The following is a 19,319-nucleotide window of genomic DNA, read 5'->3' as shown; positions in this document are numbered from 1 at the left end:
ATTATTCTTCTATATCCAAATTGTATTTAGTCAACAGTCCTTTTAATCCAGAGGCACTAAACTTAGCCTTTTTCATAATATTCAATTTCGGATCGATGGTAAAATTAAAAGCCGTTCTAAAATCAGCTTTTTCCAATTTTGTTTGATCAAAAATTGCCTGATTCAAATCACATTGATCAAAAACAGCACCAGATAAATCAGCTTGAGTAAAATCTGTTTCCTTTGCACTACAAGTGGTAAAAGGTGTGTTTTTCATACCCAAACCATAGAAAGAGGCATAATCCAGAGTACTATTTTCAAAAGCTACAGAGAATAAGAATGAATTACAACTACTAAAATCGACACCCAATAATTTACATACTACAAATACTACAGTTTGCAATGAAGTTTCCTTTAACATCACAGACCCAAAATTACAATCCTCAAATCTGCATTCCAGAAAAGTAATCCCCGATAAATTCGCTTCAGTAAAGTCGCAATGAATAAAAGTGCAGTTATCAAAAGTTCTGGCGGTTAACCGTTTCCCTTTGAAATTTTCTCGTAGAAAAGATTGATCCAGAACATGTTCATCCATAACAAAAGAGTATCTGTTAGTTTATTCTCCAGGGTGGGTTTTTCCGGTTATCTCCTGCAAAATATAAAATGACTTTATTTCCATCAGGATCCCTTAATCTAGCTTCACGCCACAACCAACTTTGATCTACTGGTAATTGATCAAATTGCACGCCTTCTTTTTGTAAACGCTCCACTTCTTGATCTAAGGATTCGGTTTCAAAATACACATACATCCCTTCTCCTTCTGGTAACTTATCTACCAAATGAACTGAAAATGTAGCATCTCCATTAGGGCATTCAAATCTCGCGTAATGAGGAAGTGCTTCAACAATAAGATTCAATCCCAAGGTTTTATAAAATTCAATAGATCGTGCAATATCTATAGAAGGTACGGTAACTTGATTAAGATTCATTACAATTTTCTACGTTGTTTTTCTTGAGATAACAAATTAAGCTCTCTACTAGTTTGTCCTGCTACAGAGGTATTTTCTTCAGCTCTACGGATCAAATAAGGCATTACATCTCTAACCGGACCAAAAGGAAGGTACTTGGCAACATTATAGCCTTCATTTGCCATATTAAAACTGATATGATCACTCATCCCATATAATTGTCCGAACCAGACTCTAAAATCACTCTTATCTATACCAGCCTGCTTCATCATTTCCATAGCCAGGTAGCTGCTTTCTTCATTGTGGGTTCCTATAAAAACAGAAATATCATCAATGTGTTTCAGGATATACTTCATAGTATCGTTGAAGTTTTGATCGGTATGCGCTTTATCTTTACAGATTGGTGAAGGATAGTTTTTCTCGGCAGCTCTTTCATTTTCCTTTTCCATATATGCCCCTCTTACGATCTTCATTCCAATTTTGAAATTGTATACCCGAGCTTCTTCGTGTAAACGTTGTAAATACGCCATTCTATCGTGGCGATATAACTGAAGTGTATTGTATACAATTGCTTTTTCTTTGTTATACTTACGCATCATTTTACCCACCAATTCATCTGCTGCATCCTGCATCCAACTTTCCTCTCCATCAATTAACAAAGCTACATCACAATCATAAGCTTTTTTACAAACGATGTCGAATCGCTTCTCTATACGCTTCCACTCTTCTTCTTCTTCAGCAGTAAGAGATGTTCCTTCGGTTTTCTTTTGCCAAATCAAAAAACGCCCAAAACCTGTAGGTTTAAAAACCCCAAATGGCATTGCATCTTTATTATCTGCAAATTCTAAGATTTCCAGTGTTTTTTGCAACACAGCATCAAACTGAGCCTCTTCCTCTTTTCCTTCAACAGAATAGTCTAATACCGAGCTTACTCCTTTGGTATACATCTTATCTACTACAGGCAAGCAATCCTCTTCATTAACTCCTCCGCAGAAATGATCGAACACGGTAGCTCGAATAAGTCCTTGTACTGGTAAATGCGCCTTTATGGCAAAGTTAGTTACTGCTGTTCCTATTCGAACCAAAGGCTCGTTAGAAATCATTTTAAACAAAAAATACGCTCGCTCTAGTTCAGAATCACTTTTTAATGCGAAAGCCGTTTCAGTATTATCGAACAATTTATTTTGCCCCATCAAGAATTAATTTTAGGAATCAATAAGATTAAATATATTTTGATAAAAATATGATGAATTTTTATCTAAACCTGCTATCGTTTTTACGATATCTGCAAATATAGAACTTGCGAGTTTATTTTATTGCAAATTCTACTTAATTTCGCCCCAAATAATAACCCACGGTATGAAACCTATTATCTCTAAAGATTCTATTGTTTATTTTGGTGAAGAATGCTACTCTGCATTAAATACTTATCTAGAGAAAGCAAACCATTCTAAAATCTTTATTCTGGTTGATAGCAATACGCACGAATTCTGCCTTTCTCGATTGATGGGAGAGATTAAAGGATCATATGATATCGAGGTTATTGAAATAGAGCCTGGAGAAATTCATAAAAATATTGAAACCTGTAGTGGTGTATGGAATGTACTTTCAGAACTGGGAGCAGATCGCAAAAGTTTGATGATCAATTTGGGCGGTGGTGTAGTTACTGATCTGGGTGGTTTTGTTGCCTGTACGTACAAAAGAGGAATTAACTATATCAACATCCCAACATCACTATTAGCGATGGTTGATGCCTCTGTAGGAGGGAAAACCGGTGTCGATCTGGGGAATCTCAAAAATATGGTGGGTGTGATTAGTGAATCTGAAATGGTTTTGGTGGACACCACCTATCTAGGTTCATTACCTGCAAATCAAATGCGTAGCGGGTTTGCAGAAATGCTAAAACATGGGTTGATTCAAGACAAAGATTATTGGAATCAGATCAGTGATCTATCCAAACTAGACCTTACGCATCTTGAAAAAATGATTTACGATTCGGTAGTGATCAAAAACAATATTGTATTTGAAGATCCTACTGAGCAAAATATTAGAAAGTATCTCAACTTTGGTCACACCTTAGGCCATGCCATCGAATCCTATTACCTGACACATCCCGAACGAGAAACTTTATTACACGGAGAGGCCATTGCGATTGGTATGATCATGGAAGCTTATATATCTTCCGAATTGTTATCCCTCACCAAAGAAGGTCTTGAATCTATCAGTAAGGTAATTCTACATACTTTTCCGAAGGTGACTATCCCGAGCGAGGATCATCAACCCATTATGGATTTACTGGTTCATGACAAGAAAAATGAACAAGGGAACATTTATTTCGTATTGCTAAATACATTGGGGGAAGCCAAATATAATTGTGTGGTGGATGATCAGCTTATCCTAAAGTCTTTTGAGTACTACGACTCGTTTTAATGCTTTTTTATACCTTTAGAAGGTAAATTAAATGCACAAAACCCATCATCTTGAGAAAGAAACTTTTTAAGCTACTCAAAATACTTGTTTTAAGCAGTATTGCTTTGATTATCATCACAGCGGCAACACTGTATTTTTCATTACATCATAAGCTACCAGAAGGTAAGTCCGGACCTGAAGCAGACGAACTAGCATTAAAAATACAAAAGGCTGTAAAGCATGATGCTTATCTGAATACGGATTTTATTCAGTGGTCCTTCAGAAACAAACACCACTATTTATGGAATAAATCTAATGGTACAGTAGAAGTACAATGGGATGATCACAAGGTAGCACTGGATTTAACTCAACCTGATAACAGCAAAGTATATACAGAGGCAAAAGTAATTACTGACAATGCCCAAAAACAGGAACTTATCCATAAAGCACTAGCTTTTTTCAATAACGATTCTTTTTGGGTTGTGGCTCCACACAAATTGTTTGATCACGGCGTTACCCGGAAAATAGTAAATTTAGACGATGGCTCTGAAGCACTATTTGTCACCTATCAATCTGGTGGCACTACACCTGGAGATTCATATCTCTGGAAAGTGGATGAGAATTACTTGCCGACCAGCTACCAAATGTGGGTCTCTATTTTACCCATAGGCGGAGTTGAAGCCACCTGGACAGGCTGGACAAACACAGAAAGTGGTGCATATCTATCCCAAAAACATAGATTAGCAGGTTTTGAAATACCTATTTCTAATCTACGCGCCTGGAATTCGAAATAATGAGCTCTAGAAAAGCATTATTTGCTTCTACTACCCACAAAATTTTGAGATTTATTCTTGAAAAGTACATTAAAAGTAGTCAAACTACCATACATACGTGTAATGTACTGTTGTAGATCAATTTTATCTTGTTCATCCAGATTAGAGCTATTGATTTTTTGCTCCATCACACGAATTCGATCCCGTACCATGACGATTTTATGAAAAAAGGTATCTATCGGCATTTCTTTGGCACTCAGGTTCGAGTCTCCAGGTTGTAAAATCAAGTTTCCTCCTTTCCACTTATCAGCGATAGGAACAACTTCAGAAATATCGCTATAGCGTTTTAATAAATCTTTAAAGGTTTTTTCCACTTCATAAAAACTCACCGTATCCACTTCATCCTCAACACCTTCAATCACTTCAAATTCTTCGTCTATCTCGATGGTTTCTAGTCCGTTTTCAATAAAAGTAACCCAATACATTTTTGCTGTTACATTGGTTACTACTCCTATCCCATGCTCTGGATGTTTTATTCTTGAACCTATTCCAAGTATCATATTGTGTTTTTTGAGTAAAAATAAAAACTATTAATCAATACTAAAGAGAAATAAAGATAAACATAATACATGGTTGTTTTTCTTTTAAAATTTATAGTCTTTTAACAAAACTGAAACCAAACCCATTTTACAAAGAGCGAGCAAATAACTACATTTGCAATCTTGGTTAAAAATTTATGGTTGAATCTGAAGAAAATATCGAAGTATTAGGGGCTAGAGTTCACAATCTAAAAAACATAGATGTGACCATCCCAAGAGAAAAATTAGTAGTGATTACTGGTTTATCGGGATCTGGTAAATCTTCTTTAGCTTTTGATACTATTTATGCCGAGGGACAACGCCGATATATAGAAACTTTTTCGGCCTATGCCCGGCAATTTTTAGGAGGACTAGAACGTCCGGATGTTGATAAAATTGATGGACTATCTCCGGTAATCGCCATCGAACAAAAAACCACTAGTAAAAGTCCAAGAAGTACCGTTGGTACCATTACAGAAATATATGATTTCCTAAGACTCCTTTTCTCTAGAGCAAGTGATGCTTACAGTTATAATACTGGAGAAAAGATGGTGAGCTATAGTGATGATCAAATCAAAGACCTGATCCTTAAAGATTTCAAGGGTAAAAAGATAAATATCCTTGCTCCTATTGTGCGATCACGTAAAGGACACTATCGCGAATTGTTCGAGCAAATTGCCAAACAGGGGTTTGTAAAGGTACGGACCGATGGAGAAATTCGAGATTTAACCAAAGGGATGAAACTCGATCGATACAAGACTCATGATATAGAAATCGTGATTGATCGATTATTGGTTAACGAAGATCAGGAAAACTCCAAACGTTTGATGGAGACTATAAATACTGCCATGTACCACGGAGATGATGTATTGATGGTGATTGAACAAGGATCAGAGCACCCTCGCTATTTTAGTAGGAGTTTAATGTGTCCAACAAGTGGTATCTCTTATCCCAACCCAGAACCTAATAATTTCTCTTTTAACTCTCCAAAAGGAGCCTGTCCAAAATGTAATGGAATCGGGAATCTGTATGAGGTAAATCTCAAAAAAATAATCCCAGACGACTCCAAATCGATTAAAAATGGAGGTTTGGCTCCGCAGGGACCACAAAAGAACAACTGGATATTCAAGCAATTAGACCTTATTGCACAGCGCTTTGATTTTAAGTTGAGTGACCCCATCAAAAAAATACCTGAAGAAGCCATGCAAATCATACTGTATGGGGGAAAAGAAAAGTTTAGCGTAAATAGCAAAACTTTAGGAGTTACACGAGAGTATAAAATTGATTTTGAAGGTATTGCTACCTTTATAGAAAACACATATAACAATAGTGATTCTACTTCGCTAAAGCGTTGGGCCAAAGAGTATATGGATAATATCTCATGCCCAGAGTGTGGAGGCACCCGATTGCGTAAAGAATCCCTTTACTTCAAGGTAAATAACAAAAATATTGCCGAGCTGGCGCAAATGGATATTTTGGAGTTAGCCGATTGGTTTAAGGATCTCCCTATTCATTTGAGTGAAAAACAAAAGCAAATTTCTTCTGAAATACTAAAGGAGATCAATGCTCGTATTCAGTTTTTGGTAGATGTAGGTCTTACCTACCTCTCATTAAACCGAAGTAGTAAATCACTATCTGGTGGAGAAGCACAGCGTATCCGATTAGCTACGCAAATTGGTTCTCAGTTGGTAGGAGTATTATACATTCTTGATGAACCTAGTATTGGTCTTCATCAGCGAGATAATGAAAAGTTGATCAATTCGCTTATTCAACTTCGGGATATTGGCAACTCGGTTATCGTGGTAGAACATGATAAAGATATGATTGAGCGTGCCGATCATGTAATTGATATTGGTCCGTTTGCCGGAAAACACGGTGGAGAGATCATTAGCGAAGGCACTCCAGAAGAGCTACAAAAACACGATACCCTTACCGCAGATTACCTAAGCGGAAAGAAGCAAATTGAAATCCCTAAAAAAAGGAGAAAAGGAAATGGCAAAACCATTTCATTAAAGGGAGCCACAGGTAACAATCTGAAAAATGTTTCTATCGACATCCCTTTAGGAAAGATGGTAGCCATAACAGGGGTTTCTGGAAGTGGGAAATCTACTTTAATAAATGAAACCTTATACCCTATTCTGAATGCACACTATTTTAATGGGGTAAAAAAACCAATGCCGTATAAGAGCATCTCGGGATTAGAACATGCAGACAAAGTGATCGATATCAACCAATCCCCTATTGGACGAACTCCAAGATCCAATCCTGCAACATACACTGGAGTGTTTTCTGAAATACGAAGTTTATTCGCAAAAACACCAGAGGCGATGATCAGAGGATACAAACCTGGGCGTTTTAGCTTCAATGTAGCTGGAGGGAGATGTGAGACTTGTAAGGGAGGAGGGTTACGCGTGATAGAAATGAACTTTTTACCCGATGTGTATGTAGAATGTGAAACCTGCCAGGGAAAAAGATTCAATAGAGAGACCTTAGAAATTCGATATAAAGGAAAATCTATTTCTGATGTTTTAGAAATGACCATCAACGAAGCATGCGTATTTTTTGAGCATATTCCAAAAATTGCACGTAAGCTAAAAACCATCCAAAGTGTGGGGCTGGGCTACATTACCCTTGGACAACAATCTACCACCCTATCCGGAGGAGAAGCGCAACGTATTAAATTAGCTACGGAACTTTCTAAGAGAGATACCGGAAATACCTTCTACATCTTGGATGAACCTACTACTGGATTACATTTTGAAGATATCAGAGTCTTGATGGAGGTATTGAATAAATTAGTAGACAAAGGCAACACGGTACTCATCATAGAGCACAATCTGGATGTGATCAAGATGGCGGATCATATTATTGACATAGGATACGAAGGTGGTAAAAATGGAGGTCAAGTAGTTGCCAAAGGGACACCAGAAACTATTATAAAAGATAAAAAGAGTTATACCGCAAAGTTCTTGAAGAAAGAACTAGGCATATTAAATTAAAATCACACAGATTTATGAGAAAAGAACAACATCATAAAGGATGGAACGAAATAAAAACTAACGATTCTTGGGCTATCTTTAAAATCATGGGAGAATTCGTAAACGGATTCGAAAAAATGAGTAAAATTGGTCCATGTGTTTCAATATTTGGATCCGCCCGTACAAAAACCGATGACAAGTACTACGAATTAGCAGTTAATGTAGCTAGAGAAATTGTGAATAATGGGTATGGAGTAATTACTGGTGGTGGTCCAGGGATCATGGAAGCAGGAAATAAAGGAGCACATCTGGGCGGAGGAACCTCTGTAGGTTTAAATATCGACCTCCCTTTTGAGCAACATGACAATCCTTATATCGATAGCGATAAAAGTTTGGATTTTGATTATTTCTTTGTTCGTAAGGTAATGTTCGTAAAATACTCTCAAGGGTTTGTAGTAATGCCCGGTGGATTCGGGACTTTGGATGAGCTTTTTGAAGCGATGACACTTATTCAAACCAAAAAGATCGCTAAATTTCCGATTATATTAGTAAGTACTGAGTTTTGGGGAGGACTAATCGATTGGATTAAAACAACATTACTAGAAAAATTCGGAAATATCAGTGAAGGTGATTTAGATCTTTTTCATGTGGTTGATACCCCCGAAGAGGTTTTAGAAATACTAGATAAATTCTATGCAGAATACAATCTAAGTCCTAATTTCTAGAATCATTCTCTAAAAAGTAATTATACATTAAAACAGGATTTGGTATTTTTTCTTTACCGAAGAAAAATCAAATTCTGTTATTTTTGGCCTATTAATTGATAATAAAAACTATTAAGTCACACATAATATCTTGAACAGTACTAAGATTTCTCATATCATAATTGCATTTTTATCACTGCTTACCGCAACAGCTCAACATAGCACGTATATTAACGCAGAGTTAGATACCGAGAAAAAGGTACTTACCATCGAACAAGAAATCACTTATACCAATACCTCTGATAAGGGGTTAAAAAGAATAGAGTTTCTTGATTGGGCAAACGCTTTTTCAAACAAAACCACCCCTTTGGGAGAACGTTTCTCTGAGGATTTTCTAAAGCGTTTTTATTTTGCAAAAGATCATGAAAGAGGACACACTACAGTACAACATATTCTTGACGCGAATTCTCAATCATTAAGTTGGGGCAGACAAGATGGCGCTCCAGATATTATTTGGGTCGAATGTCCCAAAATATTACTCCCAGGAGAACAACAAACTTTTGTTTTAAAATACAAAGTAAAGATCCCTAGTAGTAAATTTACGAGATATGGATATAAAGAAAATGGGAACTTTGATCTTAAATATTGGTACATCCTACCCGCAGTATTTGATAACGAATGGAAGACATACAGCCATAAAAACCTAGATGATCTGTATGCTCCGTTAATAGATTACAAAATTGACTTTACCGTTCCAGAATCATACACTGTAGTTTCGGATCTTAAAAAAGAAGTTTTAGTAGCCTCGCAAGAAAAAGACATCAAAAAGCTTCAGTTCACCGGAAATAACAGAACAGAAGTTAACCTATATATTAATCGTGGAGTTAGCACATTTTACAATTTTGATTTTAATGGAATTCAATTCGTTAGTGACATTGATGATAATAAATTGATGTCCAAAATGAAAATGGTAGCTACCAGTAGAGTTATCGATTTCTTACAAAAAAAATTAGGTCCCTACCCTTTTGACAAAATTTTGATATCCGAAAGCGATTATAAAAACAATCCAGTATATGGATTAAATCAGCTGCCGGATATTGTGAGACCTTTCCCTGATGGATTTCAGTTTGAAATCAAACAATTGAAAGCAATTACCGAAAATTATCTTGAGAACACACTCATTATCGACCCAAGACATGATGCCTGGCTTAGGGATGCCATACATATTTATTTAATGATGGCCTATACAGAGCAGCACTATCCCGATATGAAAATTATCGGTAAACTAAGTAAAGTCATCGGAGTTAGATGGTTTCATATTGCAGACTTAGAGTTTAACGACCAGTATTTTCTTGCTTACAAAAATATGGCAAGGTTGTTTCTGGATCAGCCTCTCTCACTCCCCCAGGATCAACTGGTAAAGTTCAATCAAAATATTGCCAATGCGTATAAAGCAGGTGTTGGATTCAAGTATCTCGAGGATTATCTAGAAGATGACAATATCGTAGCTGAAAGCATTAGTACTTTTTACAAACAAAATGTATTACAACCTACAAATTCTGAAAAGTATAGAGAGACGCTTACCTCGATGTCTCCAAAAAATATAGATTGGTTTTTTGAAGATTACGTAAATACCAATGTTAAATTAGACTTCAAAATACAGTCAGTAAAAAAAGACAAAGACTCTGTAGAGGTTACCATAAAGAATCGACAAAATAATTTAATGCCGATTTCTTTATATGGACTTCGTAAAAAAGACGTGGTTTCTAAAACCTGGGTCGAGGGATTCACCGGGACCAAAAAAGTAAAGATTGCAAACAATGATCTTAGCAAAGTAGCTCTGGATTATGATCAAAATATCCCTGAAGTTAACCGAAGAAACAACATCCGAAATCTAAATTGGTTCATCAACAAACCTGTTCAATTCAGGTTACTGCAAGATGTAGAAGATCCAAGATATCATCAAATTTTCTTTATTCCAGAATTTGAATTTAATGTTTATGATGGATTTACGATTGCATCCAAATTCTATAATAAAACACTGATAAGAAGAAACTTTGAGTACAACATTTCCCCGGCTTATGGTTTAAAATCCAAGAAATTGTTGGGGTCTGCCTCTTTCTTCTTTAGAAATCAAATTGCAGATCACGGATTATATCAAATTCGTTACGGAATAAATGGTAGCATGTTTAGCTATGCTCCTGATTTGTTGTTTAGAAGATTTTCTACTTCTGTAAACTTCTATTTCAGACCTGAAGATCTTCGATCCAATAAAAATGAAAGACTGTCTTTGCGAAATGTAAACGTATTTCGACAAAGGGATGAATTGAATCCCGTAGAAACACCAGATTATAACGTTTTTAATGCAAGATATCGATATTCTGATTTCAACTTAACTGATTTCTTAGGATATACTGTAGATTATCAGATTTCTAAAAATTTCAGCAAACTATCGACTACAATAAACTATAGAAAGTTATTCCTAAACAACAGACAGCTAAACCTAAGATTTTTCGCCGGTACATTTTTATTCAATGACACAGAAAGGGATGGCGATTTTTTCAGCTTTGCCCTGGATCGACCTACAGACTATTTATTTGATTTTAATTACTTAGGCAGAAGTGAAGATACAGGATTTGTAAGTCAACAAATCATCATTGCAGAAGGAGGGTTCAAATCCCAACTCGATGTTCCTTTTGCCAATCAGTGGATTACTACCCTTAATGCCAATACCAATATTTGGAATTGGATCTACGCCTATGGAGATGTAGGACTAGTAAAAAATAGAGGAACGTCTCCAGAATTTGTTTTTGACAGCGGAGTGCGATTAAGTTTGGTTGCCGATTTCTTCGAAGTCTTCTTCCCCGTTGTTTCTAGTAAGGGTTGGGAAATTGCACAACCCAACTACGATCAACAAATTCGGTTTATCATTACATTAAGTCCAGAAACACTTATCGGATTGTTTACTAGAGAGTGGTATTAACCTCTTTTCATCTTTTCAAAATCCTAAATGTGAAAATTTTACACATTTGTTAATCAATCCTTAAAAATACACCCAAAAACAATAATTCATCAACAAAAAATGAATTTAACTGAGATATGTTTAAAAAATTTAAGAGTATCGGTCTTGCAAATGGCCAGCATTTTAACTAAATTTGCAAACCTTTAAACGTCGTTCGTATGCAATCTGAAACTGTTACTACATCAAATATTTCATTTGAAGAATATAGAAGTCAAATCCTTAGAGACTATAAAATTGCACTTATAAGCAGAGAGTGTAGTTTTCTTGGACGACGGGAAGTATTAACAGGAAAATCAAAGTTTGGAATTTTTGGTGGTGGAAAAGAATTACCACAACTTGCCATGGCAAGAGTATTTAAAGATGGTGATTTCCGATCAGGATATTATCGCGACCAAACTTTTATGATGGCTATCGATAAGTATACGATAGAGCAGTTCTTTGCTGGATTGTATGCGCACACCAATATAGAAAAAGAACCTTTTGCAGCTGGTAGACAAATGGGTGGCCACTTTGCCACACATAGCTTGAACGAAGATGGTAGCTGGAAAAATCTTACTCAGCAAAAGAATTCTAGTTCTGATATCTCTCCTACTGCTGGACAAATGCCTAGACTTTTAGGTTTAGCACAAGCATCAAAAGTATTCCGAAATGAAAAAAGCGTAGCTAATTTCAAAAACTTTTCGATCGATGGTAATGAAGTAGCATGGGGAACGATCGGAAACGCAAGTACAAGTGAAGGGCTTTTTTGGGAAACTATTAATGCCGCTGGGGTACTGCAAGTACCTATGGTGATTAGCATTTGGGATGATGAATACGGAATTTCTGTACATGCAAAACATCAAACAACTAAAGAAGATATTTCTTTAATCCTAGAAGGTTTTAGACGTACCGAGGATTTAGCAGGATATGAAATCATCAAAGTAAAAGGCTGGGACTACCCCGCTCTTATGGATGCTTACGAAACTGCAGATGAGATCGCAAGAGAAAAGCATATCCCTGTAATCATACACGTAACCGAACTTACACAACCTCAAGGGCATTCTACTTCAGGATCTCATGAGCGTTACAAAAGTGAAGAACGCCTAAACTGGGAACGTGAGCACGATTGTAACAAAAAGTTCAAAGAGTGGATCATAGACCACAACATTGCTACTGCAGAAGAAATGCTGGATCTTGAGAAAACTGCTAAAAAAGAAGTTCGACAAGGAAAAACAGCAGCCTGGAATGCGTATCTATCTGAAATCAAATCAGAACAACAAGAAGCATTACAACAACTGAAAGCTGTAGAAGAAAAAAGTGCTAACAAAAACTTTATCACTCCATTAGTAAATACGCTTGCTTCGAAAGAAGAGCCTATACGTAAGGATATTCTTGAAGCTACTAGAAAAGCTTTAAGATATGTTGTAAAAGAAAACTTTGCAGAAAAAAGCGCATTACAACAGTGGGTAAATACTTATATAGATAAAATCCAGCCGAAGTATAGCGATCACTTATATAATGATTTTGACACCAAAGTAACTAATATTGAAGAGGTGGCACCAGAATATCAGGATAATGCTGAAGCAGTAGATGGAAGAGTGATTATACGTGATAACTTTGAGCAAATTTTTAATAGAGTTCCTGAAGCATTAATCTTTGGAGAAGACAGTGGTAAGATTGGTGATGTAAATCAGGGATTAGAAGGTCTTCAAGAAAAATTCGGAGAAATACGAATCTCTGATGCTGGAATTAGAGAAGCAACAATTATCGGGCAAGGAATCGGCATGGCAATGCGAGGCTTACGTCCTATTGCCGAAATTCAATACCTTGATTATATCTTGTATTGTGTGCAAGGATTAAGTGATGATCTTGCTACATTACGCTACCGAACACTTGCAAAGCAAAAAGCTCCATTGATCGTAAGAACCAGAGGACACCGATTAGAAGGTATATGGCATTCTGGATCACAAATGGGTGGACTAATTCATCTATTGAGAGGTATTCATATTTTGGTTCCTAGAAACATGACAAAAGCAGCAGGTTTCTACAATACTCTATTAGAGAGTGATGAACCTGCAGTAGTAGTTGAGTGTTTGAATGGATATCGATTAAAAGAAAAAATGCCTTCCAACCTATCCGAAATCAGAACACCAATCGGAGTTGTTGAAACTGTAAAAGAAGGAACAGATATTACATTAGTATCCTACGGATCTACGTTGAGATTGGTTGAGCAAGCTGCAAAAGAATTACTTACCGTAGGTATTAATGCCGAAGTAATAGATGTGCAATCCTTACTTCCGTTCGATTTGAATCACGATATTGTAAAGAGTGTTGCAAAGACCAATCGAATACTAGTCATAGACGAAGACGTACCTGGTGGTGCAACAGGGTATATATTACACAAACTGATTGATGAGCAAAATATTTATGCGCATCTAGACAGTAAACCACAAACACTAAGTGCAAAGCCGCATCGACCTGCCTTTGGAACTGATGGAGATTATTTTAGTAAACCATCTACCGAAGATATTTTCGAAAAGGTATACGATATTATGAACGAGGTAGATCCTGGCTCATATCCACAGCTTAGATAAAAAGAGTAAAAGTTTTACTGAAAGTCCTCTATTTTAATACGTTTACCATCTTTGTATGATATTACAAACACGCGTTTGTCATACATCCCAGATTGTATCAAGGTTTTTCTAAAATCCTGAGCTTCGGAAAGCGTTTCAAAAATACCCAGACTTAACTTATACAGCGAAGTATCACTATACACCAAGGTATTGGTATACTTTTCTGAGATAGAAGCTATTTTACCATCTACTAAGGCCTTTACCTGTACAGAATACACGGTATCCTTATTAATCAAACTTCTATAGAGATACATATCTTTGATATCTTTTATCTCTTGTTTTTGTTTTTTCAATACGGCCAGTTCACTTTTTACAGCGTCCAATTCATTCTGAAGTAATGATAATTCTTCACTCCTGTTGATCTCGACCGTAGCTAACTCATTATTTTTATTTGAATAAAATGCGTTGGCAACTAGAAATATTGCTAGAAGTAGTAACACTAAAGAAAAAGAACCAAACATTCGATTAGAATATTTACTTTTCTTTAGTTTTTCGGTCTCGGCGTCCAACAAGTCTTCAAGTTTCTTTTGCTTGATTTCTGCCTTTTCTATTTGATAATGTAATGACAAAAGATCTTCGTCTTTCATAACCTTCATGACTGGGGTAGTTTAATGGGGTTTCAACAAAATTGTATCGCACATATTTACACCACGCTTAAGGGAGTTTCTTCTGAGTAATACTGTAAACAACACCATTATTAGTTTCTAATACAAAAACTTGTTTCTTTTTTATAATTCTTTGAAACGCTTTTAACGGAAACCCATTAGAAATTTGATTGATATCATCAATCCGAACCCTTGCTTTATCGTCAAGTTCTAAAATTCTGGACTTAGAATTCTGGTTATTAATATAATAATTATTATACAAATAATACAAAGTATCACCATCTTTGTCGATATCATACTCCGCTTCACCGAATTCTTTGGCTTTCATTACCGCTTTTCTACCTTCATAAAATTCTATAAAATCAGCTTCGATAAATGTAGCATCATTACTTTCAAAAGCTTTAGTAATATAGCAGTAAATTCTTTCAAACTTCAGTTTACTTTCTTCTTGAATAGAATCTAACGCCTCTTCACCATTTGCTCCTACACCACTGTTTTTGTTTTGATATGCAGCAACATCCTCTTTTAATTTATGAAGCGCTTTTTTAAGGGAATCGTTGGTCACCAGTAGCTTTTGGATTTCTTCAGAATTATCTTCATTAAGCCCAGAAGCGAATATTTTATCTTTTTTAACCAGGTAGAACCCTGCCCCAGCCGTGATCAACAACAACAGAACAATTAGAACAAAATATAAATTCCGAACAGTTTTACTTTTGTCCAAATCCTTAGAAATAGACCCCAGTCGATCTTCTAATTGTTGTTGCTTGATATCAGTCTTCTCGATCTGATAATGCATCGATAATAATTCCTCTTCTTTTTTATCCATTTCCCCTAATCTTTATGTTTCAACCCCAAGAATACCTTTTTATGGTATCCACTTTACATTTTTAAAGTCTGGTTTACGTTTTTCAAGAAAAGCATTTCTACCTTCTTTTGCCTCTTCAGTCATATATGCTAATCGTGTAGCTTCTCCTGCAAAAACCTGTTGCCCTACCATACCATCATCAGTAAGGTTCATGGCAAATTTTAGCATTTTTATAGAAGTAGGTGACTTCTCCAATATCTCTTGTGCCCATTGATAGGCTGTATCTTCAAGTTCATCATGAGGAATCACGGCATTTACCATTCCCATTTCGTACGCATCTTGAGCAGTGTAATTTCTTCCTAAAAAGAAAATTTCTCTAGCTTTCTTTTGCCCAACCATTTTGGCAAGGTAAGCAGAACCATATCCACCATCAAAACTAGTTACATCTGCATCCGTTTGTTTAAAAATCGCATGTTCTTTACTTGCCAAAGTAAGATCACATACTACGTGCAAACTATGTCCCCCTCCTACTGCCCAACCTGGCACTACCGCTATAACAACCTTTGGCATAAAACGAATCAATCGCTGTACTTCCAGAATATTCAATCGATGCATCCCATCTTCACCCACATATCCCTGATGACCTCTTGCCTTTTGATCTCCTCCACTACAAAATGAATATACACCATCTTTGGAAGAAGGGCCTTCTGCAGAAAGTAATACCACTCCTATCGAAGTGTCTTCTTGTGCGTCGTAAAATGCATCATACAATTCACTTGTAGTATTAGGTCTGAAAGCATTACGTACATTAGGTCTGTTAAAAGCAATGCGAGCAACACCATCACATTTTTTATAGGTTATATCTTTATATTCTTTTGCGGTTTTCCAGTCTATTGAACTCATTAATTTATTTTTTATCTTTCAAAAATAATACAATAAAGCCTATTCATCTCTATTATTTATCAGCTAAATCCATCAAAAAAATGATAAAAACATGGTTTCTATCTAGAATTTAGCATAGTTTTTGATGATCTTTTATAGAATAGCATATATATTTACAACATGAAGACTTTGATGATATTATTATTTGGAGGTATTGGATACCTATCTTTTGGACAAGAAATTGAAATTAAAACTATTTCTTTTGAGAGACTTAGTGAACCTATTTCCTTAGTACAAAAGGAAGACTCATCCCAAAAGTATCAACTAATGGAAGTCAATCTTACTGTAGATGTACGACAACAAGCTTTGCGCAAAAGCGCTCCTATACTAGAACTACCAAAAGAGCAGTTCATCGCACCTTTGTATAACGTTTCTATTCCTCAACCCGGAGCATTTTCTTTGCGAGTTTCGGGTAACGGATTTAACAACACTCAAAACAATGGCGGTGTAAAAAATATAGCCTACAAGGATGCAGGCTTTTATAGTGGTGCTTTCTGCCCTATTACAGGTTTAGCGTACTAAGAAACTATCTTGATTTCCCGTTGGTATGCTCATATGCTTTACCAATTAAAGGGACTTCTTTACGTTCCTGATCATATAAATGTGTAAGTACACTTAATTCTTCTTTTATTCCGTCTACCTTATCAATCAGCAAATGAATTTCGTTCTTTAAATTGGTTCCGTCCTCTTTGTTTTTACGTTTCACCTTTGCTTTTAATTCAGTTTCTGCCTTCATCTCATCCATACCGTTCATTATCACACCAATAAATAGATTCAAAACAATCATGGTCCCTATGAGCACAAAAGAAACAAAGAACATAGCTGCCAAAATAGGTGATCCACTCGGGTTGGTACACAGAGCTTCGTTTCCTCCATATCCATAGTTGTCACACCCATACATATTGATATACATGATATCCGTCCAATCCTCCAGAGTAATTACCCGAAACAAAGACAAGATGGCCATTTGTAAATTCTCGAAATGAATAGGGTCATTCGCCCCAAACAAAAATACTGCCATTGCCCCGTAGATATAGAACAGCAATCCTAATAATAAACTTATATACGCCATAGAAGGAATACTGCGCAACAATGCCCCAACTATGAGTTGCAATTCTGGAAGTGCCGTAACGAGTTTAAAAACTCTAAGTATTCTAATTAATCGTAATACAGGAAGAAACTCTGCACTATCTCCCAAAAATGGACCTGCATAACAAGCTACAACAATGAAAAAGTCGAATAAATTCCAAGCATCTTTAAAATAATTCTGAGGTTGATTTCCTTCGGCGGTAATCTTTATAATTACTTCGATTGTAAAAATAACGAGGATTAACCAATCGAGTGCATCAATGATTGGAGTCCACTGCATAACTTTATCACCGTAGGTTTGTATCCCAACTAAAACTCCGGCAAGAATAATTACTGTAATAATGAATTGTTGAAACCACCTGGAATCGGCGATTCGTTTGCAAAATGCAACCATGGGTATAAAAGGTTAAGTTAGTGACTATATATTTGAGGATATAAATTTAATAAAATAATTGACTTTAAGCCGATTACCTACAATTGCATGCCACTCTTAAAACAAACTTAACTTAACCGAGAACAAACCTGAAGTTATTCTACTATTCTTATACCATCTTTTTCGATGGTAATTTTCCTAGCTTTATAAAGAGACCCTATTGCTTTTTTGAAACTTTTCTTACTCAATTGAAAAACTTCTTTAATATCCTCCGGAGCAGACTTATCATTGATGTCGATAAACCCTCCACTAGCTCTTAACTCCTTTAGGATTTGTTCGGCATTAGGCTCTATGCTACGATAACCATGTCTTTGAAGAGTAAGATCAATTTTACCGTCGGGACGCACTTTTTTCACAAAGCCTTTCATCTGATCTCCTACGGTCATCTTTTGAAAAATCTCATCTTCATATACTAACCCCAGATGTTTTTGATTTACGATCATATTCCAACCTTGCGGTGAAGGGTGAGACGCAATTAAATCCACTTCATCATAGGACGACAATAACACTAGAGAGTTATCCAAGTATTTTTTGGTTTTACTAGAACCTACTAATCGATTGGTTTCCTCATCCAAATAGATATAAACCAAATACCAACCTCCAGCTTTCATTTTAAACGCTTGTTCTTTAAAAGGAACAAAAAGATCTTTCTCTAATCCCCAATCTAAAAAAGCACCAATATCTGATACGCTTGTACACTTCAGATAAGCAAAGGTATTGAGTGTACCATAGGGCTCTAGAGTAGTCGAAACAATACGCTCAGAACTATCCAAATACACAAAAACTTTAATCTCATCTCCTATTTCGAATTCTTCCGGAACATATTTATTCGGAAGTAACACTTCATTCCCATCATCGTCACCAAGAAATAGTCCTGGCTCACGATCTCTCAAAATTTTAAGCGTATTGTATACTCCTAAGTTTAGCATTGTATTCTATATTTTGTGCAAAGATAATTTTTAAAAGCGCTTTTTCGCTATTAAAACAAAACAATAAGGGTGAATCGTTCCTCGACCCACCCTTATCTCTAAAACAAAGTATTAATTTTTAGTTGTAGATTGCTTCTTTACCGAAATGCTTGGTTAAAAGATAGTATACTACAGCTCTGTATTTATTGCGGTTTGATTTACCGTACTGCTCAATCACTGAAGCAATAGCTTCATCTAATTTAGGACCATCAGCAAGACCTAATTTTTTGATCAAAAAGTTCTTCTTTACAGTATCTAACTCACTTTGATCACTTCCTGATACTGTAGCAGCATCAGCATTATAGATAGATGGCCCACATCCGATAGTAACTTTGGTTAATAAATCCATATCTGGTGTTTGACCGATTTTGTCTTTAATGTCCGCAGCATACTTAGCGATTAATTCGTCTCTTTTACTCATAAGATGATAAAGTTTTAGGTTTTTAGTTATTTT

At 35.9% G+C, this 19,319-nt stretch carries 17 protein-coding genes; 7 read left to right on the top strand and 10 right to left on the bottom strand.

What is annotated here, in order from left to right:
* Position 1: 1 nt before the first annotated feature.
* From BUE24_RS01915 to BUE24_RS01905, 3 genes are read right to left on the bottom strand one after another with little or no spacing between them, the layout of a single operon-like run.
* Positions 2 to 574, bottom strand: a complete 573-nt coding sequence (locus BUE24_RS01915) for a pentapeptide repeat-containing protein (RefSeq protein ID WP_073313147.1) — start codon at positions 572 to 574, stop codon at positions 2 to 4.
* Between the two features lie 16 nt (positions 575 to 590).
* A complete protein-coding gene (locus BUE24_RS01910) occupies positions 591 to 968 on the bottom strand; it encodes a VOC family protein (RefSeq protein WP_073313145.1) in 378 nt (125 codons plus the stop codon).
* Positions 968 to 2,140, bottom strand: coding sequence for a proline dehydrogenase family protein (locus tag BUE24_RS01905; protein WP_073313143.1), 1,173 nt, complete (start codon positions 2,138 to 2,140; stop codon positions 968 to 970). The genes BUE24_RS01910 and BUE24_RS01905 overlap by 1 nt, the downstream gene beginning before the upstream one ends.
* Positions 2,141 to 2,306: 166 nt before the next feature.
* Between BUE24_RS01905 and aroB the strand changes: the two genes are divergently transcribed.
* Positions 2,307 to 3,377, top strand: coding sequence for a 3-dehydroquinate synthase (gene aroB, locus BUE24_RS01900; protein WP_073313142.1), 1,071 nt, complete (start codon positions 2,307 to 2,309; stop codon positions 3,375 to 3,377).
* Positions 3,378 to 3,427: 50 nt separating this feature from the next.
* On the top strand, positions 3,428 to 4,150 hold the full coding sequence (locus BUE24_RS01895; protein ID WP_084549355.1) for a hypothetical protein: 723 nt from the start codon (positions 3,428 to 3,430) through the stop codon (positions 4,148 to 4,150).
* Between the two features lie 17 nt (positions 4,151 to 4,167).
* Here BUE24_RS01895 and BUE24_RS01890 read toward each other — a convergent pair whose 3' ends face one another.
* Complete coding sequence (locus BUE24_RS01890) at positions 4,168 to 4,689, bottom strand: hypothetical protein (RefSeq protein ID WP_073313132.1); 522 nt, start codon at positions 4,687 to 4,689, stop codon at positions 4,168 to 4,170.
* Between the two features lie 176 nt (positions 4,690 to 4,865).
* Here BUE24_RS01890 and uvrA point away from each other — a divergent pair, with 176 nt between their 5' ends.
* The 4 genes from uvrA to BUE24_RS01870 all read left to right on the top strand — a co-directional run bounded on the left by uvrA (position 4,866) and on the right by BUE24_RS01870 (position 13,984).
* Positions 4,866 to 7,706, top strand: coding sequence for an excinuclease ABC subunit UvrA (gene uvrA / locus BUE24_RS01885; RefSeq protein WP_073313131.1), 2,841 nt, complete (start codon positions 4,866 to 4,868; stop codon positions 7,704 to 7,706).
* A gap of 14 nt (positions 7,707 to 7,720) precedes the next feature.
* Positions 7,721 to 8,410 carry an LOG family protein gene (locus BUE24_RS01880; RefSeq protein ID WP_073313130.1) on the top strand — a complete coding sequence of 230 codons (690 nt, stop codon included), beginning with the start codon at positions 7,721 to 7,723 and terminating at the stop codon, positions 8,408 to 8,410.
* Between the two features lie 130 nt (positions 8,411 to 8,540).
* Positions 8,541 to 11,372, top strand: coding sequence for a gluzincin family metallopeptidase (locus tag BUE24_RS01875; RefSeq protein WP_073313129.1), 2,832 nt, complete (start codon positions 8,541 to 8,543; stop codon positions 11,370 to 11,372).
* Positions 11,373 to 11,569: 197 nt separating this feature from the next.
* Positions 11,570 to 13,984 carry an alpha-ketoacid dehydrogenase subunit alpha/beta gene (locus BUE24_RS01870; RefSeq protein WP_073313127.1) on the top strand — a complete coding sequence of 805 codons (2,415 nt, stop codon included), beginning with the start codon at positions 11,570 to 11,572 and terminating at the stop codon, positions 13,982 to 13,984.
* Positions 13,985 to 13,998: 14 nt separating this feature from the next.
* On the opposite strand, the gene BUE24_RS01865 is transcribed toward BUE24_RS01870, so the two are convergent.
* From BUE24_RS01865 to BUE24_RS01855, 3 genes are read right to left on the bottom strand one after another with little or no spacing between them, the layout of a single operon-like run.
* Positions 13,999 to 14,619, bottom strand: a complete 621-nt coding sequence (locus BUE24_RS01865; RefSeq protein ID WP_073313125.1) for a hypothetical protein — start codon at positions 14,617 to 14,619, stop codon at positions 13,999 to 14,001.
* A 58-nt stretch (positions 14,620 to 14,677) separates the two neighbouring features.
* Positions 14,678 to 15,454 (bottom strand): hypothetical protein, encoded by a 777-nt coding sequence (locus tag BUE24_RS01860; RefSeq protein WP_073313123.1) that lies wholly within the window; start codon positions 15,452 to 15,454, stop codon positions 14,678 to 14,680.
* Positions 15,455 to 15,493: 39 nt separating this feature from the next.
* A complete protein-coding gene (locus tag BUE24_RS01855; protein ID WP_073313121.1) occupies positions 15,494 to 16,336 on the bottom strand; it encodes a 1,4-dihydroxy-2-naphthoyl-CoA synthase in 843 nt (280 codons plus the stop codon).
* Between the two features lie 171 nt (positions 16,337 to 16,507).
* Between BUE24_RS01855 and BUE24_RS01850 the strand changes: the two genes are divergently transcribed.
* On the top strand, positions 16,508 to 16,897 hold the full coding sequence (locus tag BUE24_RS01850) for a hypothetical protein (RefSeq protein WP_211483300.1): 390 nt from the start codon (positions 16,508 to 16,510) through the stop codon (positions 16,895 to 16,897).
* Between the two features lie 4 nt (positions 16,898 to 16,901).
* Here the strand turns inward: BUE24_RS01850 and BUE24_RS01845 are convergent, their stop codons facing one another.
* The 3 genes from BUE24_RS01845 to BUE24_RS01835 all read right to left on the bottom strand — a co-directional run bounded on the left by BUE24_RS01845 (position 16,902) and on the right by BUE24_RS01835 (position 19,286).
* Complete coding sequence (locus BUE24_RS01845) at positions 16,902 to 17,858, bottom strand: ion transporter (protein WP_073313108.1); 957 nt, start codon at positions 17,856 to 17,858, stop codon at positions 16,902 to 16,904.
* Positions 17,859 to 17,992: 134 nt separating this feature from the next.
* Positions 17,993 to 18,826, bottom strand: a complete 834-nt coding sequence (locus BUE24_RS01840; RefSeq protein ID WP_073313106.1) for a CvfB family protein — start codon at positions 18,824 to 18,826, stop codon at positions 17,993 to 17,995.
* A gap of 118 nt (positions 18,827 to 18,944) precedes the next feature.
* Complete coding sequence (locus BUE24_RS01835) at positions 18,945 to 19,286, bottom strand: DUF2853 family protein (RefSeq protein WP_073313105.1); 342 nt, start codon at positions 19,284 to 19,286, stop codon at positions 18,945 to 18,947.
* Positions 19,287 to 19,319 lie beyond the last annotated feature (33 nt).

The sequence above is a fragment of the Aquimarina spongiae genome, from assembly GCF_900141785.1.
Classification (GTDB): domain Bacteria; phylum Bacteroidota; class Bacteroidia; order Flavobacteriales; family Flavobacteriaceae; genus Aquimarina; species Aquimarina spongiae.
This window is presented reverse-complemented; position numbering and strand designations above follow the sequence as displayed.

Coding starts and splice junctions, on each gene's coding strand:
- BUE24_RS01915 (WP_073313147.1), bottom strand. CDS start 574: ATGGATGAACATGTTCTGGATCAATCTTTTCTACGAGAAAATTTCAAA.
- BUE24_RS01845 (WP_073313108.1), bottom strand. CDS start 17,858: ATGGTTGCATTTTGCAAACGAATCGCCGATTCCAGGTGGTTTCAACAA.
- aroB (WP_073313142.1), top strand. CDS start 2,307: ATGAAACCTATTATCTCTAAAGATTCTATTGTTTATTTTGGTGAAGAA.
- BUE24_RS01870 (WP_073313127.1), top strand. CDS start 11,570: ATGCAATCTGAAACTGTTACTACATCAAATATTTCATTTGAAGAATAT.
- BUE24_RS01835 (WP_073313105.1), bottom strand. CDS start 19,286: ATGAGTAAAAGAGACGAATTAATCGCTAAGTATGCTGCGGACATTAAA.
- BUE24_RS01890 (WP_073313132.1), bottom strand. CDS start 4,689: ATGATACTTGGAATAGGTTCAAGAATAAAACATCCAGAGCATGGGATA.
- uvrA (WP_073313131.1), top strand. CDS start 4,866: ATGGTTGAATCTGAAGAAAATATCGAAGTATTAGGGGCTAGAGTTCAC.
- BUE24_RS01850 (WP_211483300.1), top strand. CDS start 16,508: ATGATATTATTATTTGGAGGTATTGGATACCTATCTTTTGGACAAGAA.
- BUE24_RS01910 (WP_073313145.1), bottom strand. CDS start 968: ATGAATCTTAATCAAGTTACCGTACCTTCTATAGATATTGCACGATCT.
- BUE24_RS01880 (WP_073313130.1), top strand. CDS start 7,721: ATGAGAAAAGAACAACATCATAAAGGATGGAACGAAATAAAAACTAAC.
- BUE24_RS01905 (WP_073313143.1), bottom strand. CDS start 2,140: ATGGGGCAAAATAAATTGTTCGATAATACTGAAACGGCTTTCGCATTA.
- BUE24_RS01865 (WP_073313125.1), bottom strand. CDS start 14,619: ATGAAGGTTATGAAAGACGAAGATCTTTTGTCATTACATTATCAAATA.
- BUE24_RS01860 (WP_073313123.1), bottom strand. CDS start 15,454: ATGGATAAAAAAGAAGAGGAATTATTATCGATGCATTATCAGATCGAG.
- BUE24_RS01840 (WP_073313106.1), bottom strand. CDS start 18,826: ATGCTAAACTTAGGAGTATACAATACGCTTAAAATTTTGAGAGATCGT.
- BUE24_RS01855 (WP_073313121.1), bottom strand. CDS start 16,336: ATGAGTTCAATAGACTGGAAAACCGCAAAAGAATATAAAGATATAACC.